We start from the raw sequence: 14,683 nt of genomic DNA on the forward strand, positions 1-14,683 counted from the left end.
AACCCTGTCAGCAAAAACCTCCGCCAGGCAGGCCAGGCGGAGGTTCAAAGTCTTTGTGTTAGAGGATCGAAGCGGCGGGTCGTGCGAACTTCCGCGTCCCTACTGGCTCGCCAGCGGCGCCAGCTTGATCTTGATCACATCGCCGGGCAGCACCGGCGTGTCTTCCTTGGCGGCGATTTCGCTGGTCTTGCCGTCGACATTGCGCACCAGCGAATAGAGCAAGGTAGGCTGCTGGTCGTTGGTGATGGCGGCCGTCGTCGCCGGATCAGTGGCCTGAGCGATCAGGCCTTTCTGCATATTCACCTTCAGCGCGGCCTCGTTCAGGTCGGCTTCGGTCTGTTGCCGGGCGGCGGCGAGGCTCGAGCTCAAGGTGTTCTGGGCGTCGATGGCGTCCTGCGTCGCCTTGCTGATCGCCTGCTTGGCGGTGAGGATGGCCGTCTCATAGTCCAGGATCTTGCCTTGCAGGTCGGTGACGGACTGCTGCGAATCCAGAAGTCTCGCATTGGCGACCAGACCCTTCTGCGCCAGCGGACCGATGCTGGCCAGCTGTTGCTGCGCAAGATCGACCTGCTTCTGCTGGTTGACGATCTTCTTCTCCAGCGATTCGATTTCGGCCTGCAGCACACCCTTGAGATCGTCGAGTGACTCGAGCTTCAGCTTCAGCGCCTTCTGGTCGGCGGTCAGGATCGTCATCTCGTCGTTGACGATGGTCGGCAGCCGAGGATCGCCCTCGACCTCCTTCGGCGCTTCGAAGCTCGTCTTGCCGGCCATATCGGCGTCGATGCGGGCGCGCTTGACGATCAGCCGCACACGCAGGTCGTCGGAGATATCGAAATTACCCTTGGCGGTGACCAGGTCCTTGCCGAGCTGGGGACCGTAGTCGGCGCTGCGCCTGATGCCGCCGGCGACGCTGATCGCCTTCAGCACCGTAAGGTCGGGCACATAGGGAAACTGGCCGGGATTCTGCACTTCGCCCGAAATGTAGAACGGCCGGAATTGCGCCATTTCGACCGAGGCTTCGGGCTTGTCCGACAAAGCGAGCTTGTGCTGCAGCGCCTCGCCGATCGCCGCGGCGACCTCTGCCGTGGTCTTGCCGGCCGCCGGCAGTTCGCCGACGAAAGGCACCGACAGCGTGCCGGCCGGACCGACCGTGTATTGGCCATTGACCGACGACCAGTCGCGGAACGTGCTTTCGACGGTCTGCCATTCGGCGATGCGGATGGTGAGTTTGTCCTGGGAGCCCAGACGGTAGTCGTCGGCGGCGGCCAGCTGGGGAAAAGCGAGCGACATCGCAAGGCACGTCGCCACGAGCCGCGAGCGGCCGAAAAACGGGCCGCCGCCAAAGGCTTCGAACATGTCTGTTTTCAACTGAACGTTCCGATCCGTTTTAGCCCCATCGCCCGATGAGCTTGCCGCCGGATGGCTGGGTCAGCCCGGCCGATCAATAAGAACCGCGTGACATCCAGACGGCCGGCACGGTCCTGATGATGATGCGAACGTCCTCGAACAGCGACCAGTTCTCGACATAGTGGCGATCGAACGCGACGCGGCTGTCATAAGAGACATCGTTGCGGCCGCTGACCTGCCACAGGCCGGTCAGGCCGGGCCGGGACTTCAGATAATAGACAGCCGCGCTGCCGTAGATTTCCAGTTCGTCGCGGACCACCGGGCGAGGCCCGACAAGGCTCATGTCGCCCTGGAGGATGTTGATGATCTGCGGCAACTCATCGAGGCTGAGCTTGCGCAGGACCGCTCCGACGCGGGTGACGCGTGGATCGTTCTTCAGCTTGCGGGTCGCTATCCATTCCGCATTGGCGTCTGGATTGGTCGCAAGATAGGCGGCCAGCACCTTGTCCCCGTCGGGAACCATGGTGCGGAATTTGAGGCAGGAGAACAGCCGTCCGCCGCGCCCGATTCGGCGGTGACCGTAAAAAATCGATCCGCCATCGGAGAACTTGACCAGCAATGCTATCATGATGAACAGCGGGCTGAGCGCGATCAGCCCAACCAGCGAACCGGCGACATCAAAACTCCGCTTGATGAGACCGCCGATCGGCGGCGGAAAGTCGGTGTCAGCCTGCGAAAAGCCCGCCGTGGCCGACTTGGCAATATCCCTCATACGGAAACTCCATGCGGTGAACGAATGGTTGACCGCACGATATCAAAAAAATGCTGCAGCGCAACACACAATTTCCCATCCCATTGAAATAGTCGCGTCATGAATTGACTAAATAGTAAGCTCGCTCTGCACAAATTTCGAAATTTTTAGCACATTTGTGACAATAAATGGGCACGGATAAAAAAATCCGGACATTTTTGAGGCGATTCCTAGGCGACGCGTTCTCGGCGTCGAGGGGCGGAACATATAAGTGCTTTAGGAAGGTGCCATATTTGAAACTATTCACATAAAATACTGCTTAATATTATGGATTGTACTCGCGCCTTATAACGGCTGCAGGTTGAGTGAAATGCGGCCGTGTGCGTTGCAGCATGGCAGAGTCGAACGCGTAAGCTCATTCAAAAATATGTGCGGTTGCCCTTGCCGCCTTCTGCTCGCCTTAATAGAATTGCAAATTATACCTGTCATGGTGGCGACAGGTTGAAAGGCCGGAAGCAACCGGTCGGCAGCGGGTGACTTAACAAGCCCGCATGACAAGGGACGGCGCTCGGGTGGGGCTATCGATTGGATATAACCCGAGCCGGTTTATGGGCTGTTGGGTATGTCGCTTCCAAAATTCATCCTTGGGATGCTTTTCGCGCTCGCGATCGTCGTTGCCTGGTCGTGGCTGGGTGGGGCTTCGCTCGGCACGACACTGCTGCGCGTCGTCATCTGCGCGGTGGTCATCCAGGTCGGTTATTTCGCGGTCGTCTACGCCATGATCGCCAGGAGCGAGCCGACGCCGGCCGACAGGCTGCGCGAAGCCGAGAGAAAGAAGAAATCCACCGACGTGCCCGAGGGCGAGAAGCTTGGCAGCGCCCGGCGGAGCCTGCATTAGGCGCAGGGCGCACGCCGGGTCAGGCCACGTCCGCGGGTTCGGTCTCCGATTGTTCTCCCGACAGCATCCTGGACAGCCGGCTCCCCGGCTTCGCCTTCAGGCGCCGATATTGCCCGACTTCCACGACACGGCCGTCCTCCATTGCCACCACCCAGTCGGCGAAGGCGATCATCGACGGCCGGTGAGCGATTGTCAGGATCGTCATTGAGCCGCGCAGGCCGTCGATCGACTTGGCGATAAGTGACTGGTTCTGCCAGTCGAGCGCGCTTGTTGCCTCATCCAGGATGAGCAGTGAAGGCTTGCGCAGCAGCGCGCGCGCCAGCGCGATGCGCTGACGCTCGCCGCCCGACATGCGCACGCCGCGGTCGCCGACCACCGTCTCCAGTCTGAGGTCAAGCCGTTCTACGAATTCGCCGGCATGCGCGGCGCGGAGTGCCGTCCACAATTCGTCGTTGCTGGCCTGCGGTGCGGCAAGCCGCAGGTTCGCCGCGATCGTGTCATGCAGCAGGAATACGTCCTGCGGCACATAGGCCACCTGATCGCGCCAGCGGCGGCGGTTGGCGGCATCGACCTCGACGCCATCGACGAGGATCTTGCCCGCGGTCGGCTCGAGCAGCCCGAGCAGCATGTCGGCGATCGTACTCTTGCCTGATCCGGACGGGCCAATCAGGGCGGTGACCTTGCCGGCCGGAAGGCCGAAGGTGACGTCGCTCACCACCGCCTTGCCGGCGCCGCCGTCATAGGCAAAGGAGACGTCGCGAATGTTCAGCCCCGTATCGAGGGCCAGCTTGCGGGCATCCCCGGATTCGATATGGCCCGGCTCGCGCTCGGCGTCGAAACGTGCCTGCAGGCTGCGCATTGCCGTATAGGCGGGCAGGTTGATCAGCACCTGCTGGGCCTGCGTCTGCATGTCCATGAAGCGCGGCGCGATGCGCATGAAGACCAGGAGCAGCACGACGATCTCGGCCAGCGACAGGTTGAAGCGGACCAGCGCCACATAGATGAAGACGCTCAAGCCCACGACGCTCGCCACCTGGAACACGGCGGTGCCGATCGAGCTGTTCCGCACATAAGCGATGTTATCGGCCTTCATCTTTTCGAGCGTGGCCTGCAGCTGCGCGAAATAGCTGCCCTCGACATTCAGGCTCTTGGCCACCTTGATGCCGCCGAGAAATTCCGAAACCGTACGGTACTGGTCCTGGCGATTGCTCGTCAGGATGCGGCCGAAGGCCGTGGCCCGCGAGCGAAACGGCTGCAGCGCTATGAACATCACGATGCCGATGACGACGGCAAACGCCGTCATAACCGGGGAGATGAACATGGAAATCACGAGATAGCCCGCCAGCAGCACGGCGATCTGCACCAACATCAGCAGGGAAAAGGCGGCCCCCTGGACGCGGTCGATGTCACCGGTCAGGGCATGGTCGAGATCGGAGCCGCGCATGCGCGTGAACACGCCCCACCGCGCCTTGCCGATGCTCTCGAACAGGTTCATGCGCAGGCGGTTGATGAAATCGAAGAGCAGCCTTGCCATGTAGACCGACTTGAAGCGGTTGAAGGCTGCCTGCACGGCAACAAGCCCGACCAGCGCGCAAAGCACCGTCGTCAGTTGCAGCGTTCCGCCGGGCACCAGCCAGCGGACGAAATCGATATTCGGCAGCCTGACCGCGAAATCCTGGTCGGCGCGCCCAACCAGGTGCAGCAGCGGAATCAGCAGCAGGATCGAGATGCCTTCGGTCAGGCTGCCGAGGATCAGGAACAACAGCGCCGTCCAGGTCCGCCGCCCGCCGATCTGGGCAATGACGGCGCCAAATGCCGCGACATCGCGAAACAGCGACAGGCTGAAGACCGATGACCTAGGCATCTCCGGCCAATTCCTTTTCGATCAGCGCCACAGCCTCGCCGATCCTGTCGATGCCCGTTGGAACGTCCAGCCGGCACACGCCGACATGGTTAGCGATTGCTGAACAGTGACGAAGGTGCATCGCGGCGAAATCGCCGGAGAGCGCCGCGCGGCCGAAACGCGTCACGTAGGAGAATTTGATGATGGCCGGCAAGGCGGCAATGGAAGGCAAGGGGGTGATCCCAGCCCTTTCGCCACGCTCGAGTATGTAGATCCTGGCCGCCGGCACCCTGTTGCCGGAGAAGGCGCCGTGCAGGCGATGCTGCATCTTCTCGATCGCGGGATGCACTTGCGGCCGCACTTGCGCCTGCCCAAGCGAGATTGCCGCTGCGGCATCGGCGGCAAGCTTGATCTGCGGAAACCCCGGAACGATCATCGGCTGGTTCGGGTTTGCCAGGTCGAGCGCGACGACATCGTCGGTAAGCAGATCGTGTCCGGCCCGGATCAGCGCGCTTGCCGTCGTCGATTTGCCGGCGCCCTTGTCGCCCATGAAGATGGCGCCCCTGCCGGTTACCGCAATGGCGCTGGCATGAAGAACCAGCAGGCCGCGCTGGTGCAGAAGCAGCGCCAGCACCGGCCCCAGCAACGGAAAGGCAAGCAAGGCGTCGTCGACGCCGGGCGCCGGCTGGACATCGATGCGGCGGGCGTCGCTGATCAGGAATGCGCCGACGGCCTCCCAGGCCAAATACTGCCGGCCGGGCTCGAAGCGGAAGACGGTCGCGGCCTCCGCCGAAGGCTTGGGCATATCGATCGGGCCGATGGCGATCTCGATGTCGGCCGACGCCGGGTCCGCCGGCTCCAGTTCGGGCAGGGACACGCCGGATGCGATGATCAGGCCGTAGGCGCGGTAGTAACGTCGTTCTCCCGCGATCCCGCCGCGCCGGGGAAGATGGTCGAGATCGCCGGCGAACGGCTCTTGGCGGGACATCATGCCGGGCTCCCGCCATGCTGGACCTGCCGCAGCCACAGCGACAATGACGCCGAGCGCCAGACATACTGGACATCGAGCGGCGCCACCTGGTCCGGCTGGCGCAACAGCCGCGCATAGGCAGCGGTTACTTCCGGCAGGTTGACATAGGGCGCGATGCGACCCGCGTCGCCAACCAGCAACTGGTCCAGCAGGTCGCGATGGTTGCGCACCATGCCGTTGACGAGATTGGCGGTGAAATCGATCTTGTCGCGCCGCCACTGGACCGCCGCCGGCAGGATGCCCTCCATGGCCCGGCGCAACACGTAGCGGCCAAAGCCGTGACTGAGCTTCTGCTCGCCCGGCAGCCCCAGGCAGAATTCGACCAGCGGCTTGTCCCAGAACGGATAACGCGGCTCGACGCCGAAATTGGCGGCGGCCTTGTCCAGAACCTCGAAAGAGTGCGGGACATAACCGTTGGACAGGATCCAGCGGTGACTGAGAGCATCGCTGGCCTGGACGCCGGGTGGCATATAGCCGGCTCGGTGGAACCGGTCGATGAGCTCGGTTCGCCTGGCAAGGTCCGGATTGATCAGGTCGCGCCAGCTCCGGCCACGCCGCGATTGGGCAGGTTTGCGTATTTTGTTCAGGGCTCGGTTCCCCAACTGCCGCAGCCTGGCGATGCGCCAGGCCGGCCCGTAAATAGTGAGGAACTGAAAATAGAGGCCGAGCGTGCTGTCGCCATAGGTGTTGGAGGCGCTGCGGACCTCGCGCCAGAGGTCCAGCCATCTGCCGCCATTGGCAAGCTCGTGCAGATGGCCATGTCCCTGCGAAACGACCTCGTCGCCGCCATGGCCATCGAGCAGCACCTTGATGCCCTTGGCGCCCGCCGTCCGGTAGATACCGCGTGTCAGCGTCAGGCCCGGCGCCAGGAAGGTGCCTTCCTGTTCCTCCAGCACCCGTTCGAATTCGGCGAAAGGCGCATAATTGCCGACAGGGATCAACGTCGGGTCGGTCTTCTGCTGATCCAGCACGGCATCGATGAAGGAGCGCTCGTCCATCGACGAACCCTTCTCGAAAACTAGGGAGAAGGTCGGCAGCTTCGGTTTGCGCCCGGCCGCATTTTGCAGCCCGGCCACGCAGGCGATCGAGGAGGAATCGAGGCCGCCGCTCAGCATCGCGCCGACCGACGGACTTCCCCGCATGCGATTGCGGACCGATTGCGAGAAAAGATGGGCGAATTCCTCCGCGGCATCCGACCGTGGCACTCGCTGTGATGGCTCGATCTGCCAATACCGGCGCAGCACCAGGCGTTGCGCGGTGACGGTAAGGCTGTGACGCGCCGGCAGGGCGAAGATGTCGCGGTAGGGCGTGGACTGCGGGTCGTCGGGCAACCCGGCCAGGAAGCCCGAAATCCGGTGCTCGCTGAGGTGCGCACCAACCCCGTCGAGGCCGAGCATTGGTCCGATCTCGGAGGCAAAGGCAAAGCGTCGTTCCGCCGCGTGGTAATAGAATGGCTTGACCCCGAAATGGTCTCGCGCGCAGAACAGAAGCTGCCGCTCGGCATCCCAGACGGCAAAGGCAAAATCGCCTTGCAGATGCACGGGGCAGGCTTCACCCCAACGCAGATAGGCCCGCATCAGCAATGCAGCATCGGCGACTGAGCTGTCCCTGATGCCGAGCCTGGCGAGCAGCTCGTCGCGGTTGTCGAGCCGGCAGTCGGCGGTGATGGCGAGCTTGCCGCCGGCCATGGTCAGCGGGCCGGGGCCGGCTTCGTCGGTCGTGTTCAGCCAGGCGTGGCCAAGCGCGATGCCGCTGTCCAGCCACCATGAGCTTCCGTCGGGACCACGATGTCGCATGCGCGCCAGCATCTGCTGGATGCCGCTCGCCGCTTCAGCCGGCGCGGGGCCTCGGACCGCTACGGCGTGGCCCTGCCGCAACAGGATTCCGGCCACGCCGCTCATCGGCTGCCGTGGTCGACCAGATGTGCGAAACCATCGATGGATCCGCCGAGCACGATGTGGTTGTCGCTGACCAGCCAGGCATGCGCCTTCAATTGCTCGCCCGTGCCGCGCTCGATGCCGATGCGGATATTCGACGCATTGCCCTTGCGCGCGAGAAGATATTGGCCCGAAAGCGCCTGGGTCAGGCATGTGGCGCCCGGCACGAACCGCGCGGCCGCTGCAACCCCCCAGGCGACAAGCCGCAACTCGCCCATGCTCGCACATTGGCGCGCGTTGAGCCGTGTCACCATCCCGCGGACGCGGTTGTAGGAGAACACTGTCAGCCCGAGCCGCACGGTCGCGACCACCAGCAGGCAATGGGCCAGGAAAAACGCTTCCGAACCGCTCAAGGCCAAAATCCTGGCCAGGCTCCGCCTGCCAGGCCGCTTCATCGGCGCGGGGGGTCTCTGCGTCACAGGTCTTTGCCGCGCAACCATGGCCTTCTGCGACACCTGCCTAGACGACGGCCTCATGCTCAAGCCTCGCAAGCCCGTTTTCCGCCAGGCCTTTCAGCAATGCGTCGACGTCGCCCTTGCAGCGCTCGGCGTCGACATTGTAGCGAGCGAGGACGGCGCTGCGGATATCGGCGACCGGCTTGGGCTCCTGGATCAGGTCCCAGATGAAAGCGCCGACACCGTTGAGGCTGTAATAGATATTGGATTTCAGGTTGAGAAGCGCGAGGCCTTCGCCGAATTCGCAGGCCACGGCATCCTTGGTCGCGCTTACGCAATCGCGGTCGGATGGGTTCCAGTTCATCCTAAAACCTCTTTCGCAACACGTTGCCCCGCATCGACAGGCTGGAGGAGTCGGGGATTTTCACCCCCGGCTCCTTCTTATGATTTTTGGATACTGGAGGTTCCAACGTCATCCTCCGGGATCAGGATAGTCTCAAGAGAACGTGAGGTCGCCAATTGGCGTATGTGCGGGGAACGACGCATCGATCGCCGTGCTGCCGCCGCCGCCCTGGGTGATGGTCTCGATCGAACCATGCACGGTCAGGTTTGGCGTTTCGTACTCTTGCTTTTCAACATTCTGTTCCATTGTACTCTCCTATCAAGGACTGGAAACGGCCTGTCGATTACCGTCAGCACTTTCATGCTGCGGCGCAATAGCTGCATAGCAGCATTTATGAGTCAAGTCTCATTTACCCGCCGTTAATCAATTATGGGTTGCGAACGTCACTCCCCATGTGAGAAATCCGCCATTTAGGAAGGGAAGCTGCTTCACTTCGGCGTCTGCTAGTGACAAAACTTTAAATCATTGATTTGGTCATTTTTAAGGGGAATTCCTGAAGGGAAATTCACGCAAGCGATTGATTTTAGATAGCGCTAAACTATATCCCTCTTTCATCTGGCCACCGCCGATAGCACCGCGACGGGGTGTTCCGTCCATCACCTCGTCACCTTCGGAGGAAGCCGGCAAACGCTATGGTTGCAAAATCTTGCACCGCGAAAGGAAAGGCTTTACGGCGCCGCGGTTTTTAAGGATGCTTTGTTTCGCACTTGCAGCATACGCGACGCGCAAACCGTTTTTTGGAGACTGTGCGCTCAATGGCCTTGCCGGAAAGCTCTTATGAACGACTGCGCGCAACCGACTGCGCCGACGAGATCGCCTATGTGCGGGCCTGCTTACGTTTGTATTTCGCGGCGCCCGCCGCCCCGGCCGCCGAGGCGTTGCCCTCGGGCCTTTCGGTCGAGGCCGTCACCGATATCGCCAGGCTGAACAAGGTCGGTGTCTTCGTTCTGAAGGCGCTGGCGCGTGCGCCGGCGCATGAGAGGCCGGGCGAGCTCTTCCAGTGGCTCGAAACCTATCGCAGAAGGACGGTTTCGATGAACGCCGCCTGCCTGATGGATTCGATGGCCATCAACGAGGCGCTGTCCGACCGGCGGATCAATTTCGTCTTCCTGAAGGGGCCGTTCCAGCAGCATCTGCTTTACGACGATCACTTCATGAAGCCTGCGGGCGATGTCGACATCCTGGTCGCGCCGGCCGGGTTCCTGAAGACGCGCGAAGCGTTGCGCTTGATTGGCTACGAGGTGTCGGGCCAGTCGCGTTCGGTCTGGTGGATCCGCTTCCTCGGCGAACAGCACATGGTTCGCGGCAGCGGGCCGAGATCATCCACGGTCGATCTTCATTACCGGCTCCAGCAGCCCGGCTCGCCCAGCCCGCGCGATGCCGACGGGTTCCTGCGGCGGAAACGGTTGGTCGAGATCACCGGCGTCGAGGTCCCTTTCACTTCGGCCGCCGACACACTGATGCTGTCGTGCATCAGCGTCGCCAAGGCCCTGTTCAACCGCGAGCCCTGCGCCGGCTATGTCTGCGATATCAGGGCCAGCGCCGCTCGCCTCGGCGAGGCCGATCAGCAGCGTGTGCTCGATGCCGCGATAGGCCAGGGACTGGACGACACCTTGCTGCTCGGCCTGCGCGCCGCCGACGTGCTGCTGGGCGGCACCGGCACGCTTCTATCGGAGCGGGCCAAGCCGATCCTGTCGCGCATCGGCAATGAGGACCTGCTCAACATGGTCATCGCGCCATGGCTGTCGTCGCTGCGCTGGCCGCAGCGGCGGACTGTGTTGTGGGAATTGTGCGGCCGGGCTCCCGTCCGCTACCTGGCCGAGGCTGGCTGGGCCGCGTCGGCGGACATCAGCCGCCGCATCTTCGAACGGCCGGCCAGTCCATGAGGGCAATGGATATCGAACGTGTACAGGGCGAGGGCAGAACGAAACCTGTGCAAGAGGCAAATTCCATGTCGATGACGAAATCCGAGGTTTGCGTGATCATCGCGGCCAAAAACGCGGCGCGCACGATCGCGGTTGCCATCGCATCCGCGCTGCGCGAACCGGAAGTGGCGGAGGTCGTCGTCGTCGACGATGGCTCTACCGACAATACCGCCGAGGTCGCCCGCTCGGCCGACGACGGCAGCGGCCGGCTCTCGGTGATGCGCCTCGACGTCAATCGCGGTCCATCCTTCGCCCGCAACGCCGCGATCACCCGCTCACGAGCGCCGTTCGTCAGCATTCTGGACGCCGACGATTTCTTCCTCAATGGCCGGTTTCGCAACCTGTTTGCCAGCGCCGATTGGGATTTCGCCGCCGACAACATCATGCTCATCAGGGATGACGCGACCGGCGACGCGACCAAGATCGTCGCCCCGGATTTTGCCGCCGATCCCGAATTCCTCAATCTCGAACGGTTCGTGGAAGGCAACATCTCCAGGCGCCGCGTGCAAAGAGGCGAACTCGGTTTCTTGAAGCCCGTGATCAGCCGTGCCTTCCTCGACCGCCACGGATTGCGCTACGACGAAAGCCTGCGACTGGGTGAGGACTATGAGCTTTACGCGCGGGCGGTCGCCCACGGGGCCCGGTTCAAGGTCATCCGTTCCTGTGGCTACGGCGCTATCGTGCGAGCCGATTCGCTCAGCGGCCGCCACAAGACGCAGGATCTGAAGCGACTGGCCGATGCCGATCTGGCGCTGCTGGCCATCGACAGCCTGCCGGAAGGGTCCAAGGCGGTATTGCGGCGGCACGAGAGGCATGTGCGCGACAAATATCGGCTGCGCAATTTCCTCGACGTGAAGGCCGAGCGGGGCCTGGCTTCGGCCGCGGCCTATGCGTTCGCAAGCCAATCCAACTTCTTTCCCATCGTCCAGGGCGTGGCATCCGACAAACTCGAGGCGCTGTTTCGCAGCGTTGGCCTCGTGTCCAGGAACAAACACGTGCCGCCGCTGCGTTTCCTGATGGCCGGAACCAGCACGGGCAAGGCACGGTAAGGTGCGGGAGCGTTGGCTCTTGCCGGCCCGCCGCCCGCCCACCACGCAACCATTTCGATCGGATTTATGAGTTTACGAATTGGGTGGTTGCCTCGCGGCTCCGGGGATGGCAGTCTATGTTGCGGTGCAGCAAACTGAACGACCAGCCGAACTGGCCCCCGATCGGACTGGTCCGAAGTCTCTCTTCGGCGGAGGAGTGGACGACGCGGTACGAGTTTTCAGCCCCGGTTGCGGGGATTGGCCAGTGGCCCGGCCAGAAAGCCGGCCCAAAAAGCCAGCGATGACGGGAATTTAAGTTCATGGCCTCGATATTCGGCTTCAGATCAAGGGATCCGGCCCGCGACAGGCAGACCGATGTTGCGCGTCTCGACCGGCTGGCGAAGCTGTTCGAGCAGATCGCGGCCGAAATCGATGCCGAGAAAACCGGCCTGGAGAGCCGCTATCAGAAGGAGGCGACCAACGCGGCTTTCCTCGTTGAAGCCATGGAAAATGGTTCCGCCTCCGACCGCCGCTCGTCCGAGGTCAGCGCGTTGACGCAGTCGATCTTGAACAGCGAGCGCCGCATCGCGGCATTGGCGCGCCAGGGCGGCATGATGCGCGAGCTCCGTCATTCGCTGGATGCGGTCTTCGACGAGAATGCGGACGCCGATTCGCCGGCTGCGGTCGAATCGGCCAGGCAGACGGGAGTCGGCCGAGGGTGAAGGTGGCGGCGCGGGACCGTTACGACGGAGGTGATGCAAGTTTGGCAGTCGGGAGGGTGATTGAAGAGGTCAAGGTTGGCCCGTTTGGAAGCGGTTCAAACGTCGACTTTGGGTTGGGGACACAGCGCAAAGGTGAGTTTGTCATGAGTTCGGAACCAAAAACCATGTCCACGACAGCAATCGACGCCCTTTCAACCCGGCATTTCGGCCGCCGGTCCGGCCTTGCGGCCGCTTTGCTGCTCGCCGCTCTTGGCAGCCTGCCGGCAACCCCGTCTCATGCGCAGGATATCCAGTCCGCGCCCTCTTTCGTCGACGATTTCAAAAGTTTCGACCGTGAGCGCTGGTACGTTTCAGACGGCTGGACAAACGGCAGCCATCAAAATTGCACCTGGTCGAAAGGCTTGGTCGAGCTTTCCGACGGCGTTCTTTCGCTCGGTTTCGCGAAGCAGAAGACCAAGGATCGCGAGTTCGCTTGCGGCGAGATCCAGACCAAGCAGCGCTTCGGCTATGGTACCTATGAGGCACGGATGAAAACCGATACGGGCCCCGGCCTCAACGCGGCTTTCTTCTCCTATATCGGCCCGTCCGACAAGCAGCCTTGGGATGAGATCGATTTCGAGATCCTGACCAAGGACACGTCCAAGGTGCAGGTCAACGCCTACATCAACGGCAAAGGCAAGAACGAGAAACTGGTCGACGTGGCCGGCGGCACCGACAGTGCCTTCAACGACTATGCCTTCGTATGGGAGAAGGATAGTCTGCGCTGGTACCTCAACGGTCAGTTGGTGAACACCATCACCGATCCCGCCAAGCTGCCCAGCCATGCGCAGAAGATTTTCTTCAGCCTTTGGGGCAGCGAGACGATGAAGGGCTGGATGGGAGCGTTCGCCGATCCGGGCCGCAAGCTTTCGCTGCAGGTAGAGCGCGTTGCCTTCACCGCGCTCGGCCAGCCCTGCCAGTTTCCGGAATCGCTGGTCTGCAGCCTAAAAGAGTTGGGAAAGACGAATTGAACCGGCCGGACCGAAAACGGCTCCAGGCCCTGGATGGGAATGAAACCGAATGAACTTGACGGTGTTTGGAATTGGCTATGTCGGCCTCGTACAGGCGGCGGTGCTTGCCGAGGTTGGTCACCAGGTTGTCTGCGTCGACATTGACGCTAGCAAGGTGGAGCGGCTCAACCAGGGCTTCGTCCCGATCTTCGAGCCAGGCCTTGAAAGCATCGTCAGGGAGAACCATGCCGCTGGCCGCATCAAGTTCACCACCGATGCGGCGGCTGCCGTCAGGCACGGCGAAATCCAGATGATCGCGGTCGGTACGCCGCCCGGCGAGGACGGTTCGGCCGACCTCAAATATGTGCTGGCGGTCGCCGAGACCATCGGCCGGGAGATGGATGCCGCCAAGATCGTCGTCGGCAAGTCGACCGTACCGGTCGGTACCTGTGAAAAGGTGAAGGCCAGGATCGCCGAGACGCTGAAGAAAAGAGGCCGCGACGATCTGCGCTTCGACGTCGCCTCGAATCCTGAATTCCTCAAGGAGGGCTCTGCCGTCGCCGACTGCATGAGGCCGGATCGCATTATCGTCGGCACCGACAGCGAGGAAACCGAGGCGGTGATGCGCGAACTCTACGCGCCCTTCAACCGCAACCACGAGAAGATGATCGTGATGGACGTGCGCAGCGCCGAATTCACGAAGTACGCCGCCAACTGCATGCTGGCGACCAAGATCAGCTTCATGAACGAGATGGCGAACCTCGCCGAACAGCTCGGCGCCGACATCGAGGAGGTGCGCAAGGGCATCGGCAGCGATCCGCGCATCGGCTATCACTTCATCTATCCGGGTCTCGGCTATGGCGGCTCGTGTTTCCCCAAGGACGTACGCGCCCTGATCAAGACCGCCGAGGGCGTCAAGTTCGACGCCAAGCTGCTGCGCGCCGTCGAGGAGCGCAACAACGACCAGAAATCCATCCTGTTCGACAAGGTGCATCGCTATTTCAAGGGTAGCCTCAAGGGCAAGACCTTCGCGCTGTGGGGCCTGGCCTTCAAGCCCAACACCGATGACATGCGCGAGGCGCCAGCGCGTGTGCTGATGGAAGCGCTCTGGAAGGCCGGCGCGAACGTGCAGGCCTATGACCCCGAGGCCATGCAGGAATGCCAGGCCATCTACGGGCTGCGCGACGACCTGATGCTGTGCGGTACCAAGGAAGCGGCCCTGCGCGGCGCCGATGCGCTGTTGATCGCCACCGAATGGAAGAGTTTTCGCGCACCGTCCTTCGATGCGCTGAAGGATGCACTGACCACGCCGGTCATCTTCGACGGCCGCAACCTCTACGATCCCAAGGTCGTGGCGCGCCACGGCATCGAATATCACTCGATCGGCAGAATGGCGGCATGAGACCGCTCGACCC

The 14,683-nt window shown here is 62.4% G+C and carries 14 protein-coding genes; 6 read left to right on the plus strand and 8 right to left on the minus strand.

Annotated features, from left to right (window positions below; translation table 11 throughout):
* Positions 1 to 99: 99 nt before the first annotated feature.
* Positions 100 to 1,356: a polysaccharide biosynthesis/export family protein gene (locus EN851_RS29530; RefSeq protein WP_167531474.1), complete on the minus strand. Its 1,257-nt coding sequence runs from the start codon at positions 1,354 to 1,356 to the stop codon at positions 100 to 102.
* A gap of 85 nt (positions 1,357 to 1,441) precedes the next feature.
* Positions 1,442 to 2,119 carry a sugar transferase gene (locus EN851_RS29535; RefSeq protein ID WP_135917304.1) on the minus strand — a complete coding sequence of 226 codons (678 nt, stop codon included), beginning with the start codon at positions 2,117 to 2,119 and terminating at the stop codon, positions 1,442 to 1,444.
* A 601-nt stretch (positions 2,120 to 2,720) separates the two neighbouring features.
* Here EN851_RS29535 and EN851_RS29540 point away from each other — a divergent pair.
* Positions 2,721 to 2,996 (plus strand): exopolysaccharide production repressor protein, encoded by a 276-nt coding sequence (locus EN851_RS29540; protein ID WP_127275989.1) that lies wholly within the window; start codon positions 2,721 to 2,723, stop codon positions 2,994 to 2,996.
* Between the two features lie 19 nt (positions 2,997 to 3,015).
* Here the strand turns inward: EN851_RS29540 and EN851_RS29545 are convergent, their stop codons facing one another.
* The 6 genes from EN851_RS29545 to EN851_RS29570 all read right to left on the minus strand — a co-directional run bounded on the left by EN851_RS29545 (position 3,016) and on the right by EN851_RS29570 (position 8,850).
* Positions 3,016 to 4,860: an ABC transporter ATP-binding protein gene (locus tag EN851_RS29545; protein WP_135862322.1), complete on the minus strand. Its 1,845-nt coding sequence runs from the start codon at positions 4,858 to 4,860 to the stop codon at positions 3,016 to 3,018.
* Positions 4,853 to 5,830: a serine kinase gene (locus EN851_RS29550; protein WP_127279244.1), complete on the minus strand. Its 978-nt coding sequence runs from the start codon at positions 5,828 to 5,830 to the stop codon at positions 4,853 to 4,855. Before EN851_RS29550 ends, EN851_RS29545 begins: the two co-directional genes overlap by 8 nt.
* Entirely contained in the window at positions 5,827 to 7,770 is a 1,944-nt protein-coding gene (locus EN851_RS29555) for a lasso peptide isopeptide bond-forming cyclase (RefSeq protein WP_127279243.1), read from the minus strand. The genes EN851_RS29550 and EN851_RS29555 overlap by 4 nt, the downstream gene beginning before the upstream one ends.
* On the minus strand, positions 7,767 to 8,159 hold the full coding sequence (locus tag EN851_RS29560) for a lasso peptide biosynthesis B2 protein (RefSeq protein ID WP_245464424.1): 393 nt from the start codon (positions 8,157 to 8,159) through the stop codon (positions 7,767 to 7,769). Before EN851_RS29560 ends, EN851_RS29555 begins: the two co-directional genes overlap by 4 nt.
* A gap of 106 nt (positions 8,160 to 8,265) precedes the next feature.
* Positions 8,266 to 8,565 (minus strand): PqqD family protein, encoded by a 300-nt coding sequence (locus EN851_RS29565; RefSeq protein WP_127279241.1) that lies wholly within the window; start codon positions 8,563 to 8,565, stop codon positions 8,266 to 8,268.
* Between the two features lie 132 nt (positions 8,566 to 8,697).
* Positions 8,698 to 8,850: a lasso peptide gene (locus tag EN851_RS29570; RefSeq protein WP_127279240.1), complete on the minus strand. Its 153-nt coding sequence runs from the start codon at positions 8,848 to 8,850 to the stop codon at positions 8,698 to 8,700.
* 509 nt (positions 8,851 to 9,359) lie between these two features.
* Between EN851_RS29570 and EN851_RS29575 the strand changes: the two genes are divergently transcribed.
* From EN851_RS29575 to EN851_RS29595, 5 genes are all read left to right on the plus strand, one after another.
* Positions 9,360 to 10,490, plus strand: a complete 1,131-nt coding sequence (locus EN851_RS29575; protein ID WP_127279239.1) for a nucleotidyltransferase family protein — start codon at positions 9,360 to 9,362, stop codon at positions 10,488 to 10,490.
* Positions 10,491 to 10,555: 65 nt separating this feature from the next.
* The gene (locus tag EN851_RS29580) at positions 10,556 to 11,578 is read left to right on the plus strand and encodes a glycosyltransferase family 2 protein (RefSeq protein WP_135862318.1); all 1,023 of its coding nucleotides are present in this window, start codon (positions 10,556 to 10,558) and stop codon (positions 11,576 to 11,578) included.
* 299 nt (positions 11,579 to 11,877) lie between these two features.
* Positions 11,878 to 12,279, plus strand: a complete 402-nt coding sequence (locus EN851_RS29585) for a hypothetical protein (RefSeq protein WP_135862315.1) — start codon at positions 11,878 to 11,880, stop codon at positions 12,277 to 12,279.
* 143 nt (positions 12,280 to 12,422) lie between these two features.
* Positions 12,423 to 13,289, plus strand: coding sequence for a family 16 glycosylhydrolase (locus EN851_RS29590; RefSeq protein WP_127280012.1), 867 nt, complete (start codon positions 12,423 to 12,425; stop codon positions 13,287 to 13,289).
* A gap of 49 nt (positions 13,290 to 13,338) precedes the next feature.
* Positions 13,339 to 14,670 carry a UDP-glucose/GDP-mannose dehydrogenase family protein gene (locus EN851_RS29595; RefSeq protein ID WP_127280009.1) on the plus strand — a complete coding sequence of 444 codons (1,332 nt, stop codon included), beginning with the start codon at positions 13,339 to 13,341 and terminating at the stop codon, positions 14,668 to 14,670.
* Positions 14,671 to 14,683 lie beyond the last annotated feature (13 nt).

The organism is Mesorhizobium sp. M8A.F.Ca.ET.208.01.1.1 (assembly GCF_004791315.1).
Lineage (GTDB): Bacteria > Pseudomonadota > Alphaproteobacteria > Rhizobiales > Rhizobiaceae > Mesorhizobium.

What these genes read in the sequence shown, in the direction of transcription:
- EN851_RS29530 (WP_167531474.1), bottom strand. Translation starts at nt 1,356, where the DNA reads ATGTTCGAAGCCTTTGGCGGCGGCCCGTTTTTCGGCCGCTCGCGGCTC.
- EN851_RS29535 (WP_135917304.1), bottom strand. Translation starts at nt 2,119, where the DNA reads ATGAGGGATATTGCCAAGTCGGCCACGGCGGGCTTTTCGCAGGCTGAC.
- EN851_RS29540 (WP_127275989.1), top strand. Translation starts at nt 2,721, where the DNA reads ATGTCGCTTCCAAAATTCATCCTTGGGATGCTTTTCGCGCTCGCGATC.
- EN851_RS29545 (WP_135862322.1), bottom strand. Translation starts at nt 4,860, where the DNA reads ATGCCTAGGTCATCGGTCTTCAGCCTGTCGCTGTTTCGCGATGTCGCG.
- EN851_RS29550 (WP_127279244.1), bottom strand. Translation starts at nt 5,830, where the DNA reads ATGATGTCCCGCCAAGAGCCGTTCGCCGGCGATCTCGACCATCTTCCC.
- EN851_RS29555 (WP_127279243.1), bottom strand. Translation starts at nt 7,770, where the DNA reads ATGAGCGGCGTGGCCGGAATCCTGTTGCGGCAGGGCCACGCCGTAGCG.
- EN851_RS29565 (WP_127279241.1), bottom strand. Translation starts at nt 8,565, where the DNA reads ATGAACTGGAACCCATCCGACCGCGATTGCGTAAGCGCGACCAAGGAT.
- EN851_RS29570 (WP_127279240.1), bottom strand. Translation starts at nt 8,850, where the DNA reads ATGGAACAGAATGTTGAAAAGCAAGAGTACGAAACGCCAAACCTGACC.
- EN851_RS29575 (WP_127279239.1), top strand. Translation starts at nt 9,360, where the DNA reads ATGGCCTTGCCGGAAAGCTCTTATGAACGACTGCGCGCAACCGACTGC.
- EN851_RS29580 (WP_135862318.1), top strand. Translation starts at nt 10,556, where the DNA reads ATGTCGATGACGAAATCCGAGGTTTGCGTGATCATCGCGGCCAAAAAC.
- EN851_RS29585 (WP_135862315.1), top strand. Translation starts at nt 11,878, where the DNA reads ATGGCCTCGATATTCGGCTTCAGATCAAGGGATCCGGCCCGCGACAGG.
- EN851_RS29590 (WP_127280012.1), top strand. Translation starts at nt 12,423, where the DNA reads ATGAGTTCGGAACCAAAAACCATGTCCACGACAGCAATCGACGCCCTT.
- EN851_RS29595 (WP_127280009.1), top strand. Translation starts at nt 13,339, where the DNA reads ATGAACTTGACGGTGTTTGGAATTGGCTATGTCGGCCTCGTACAGGCG.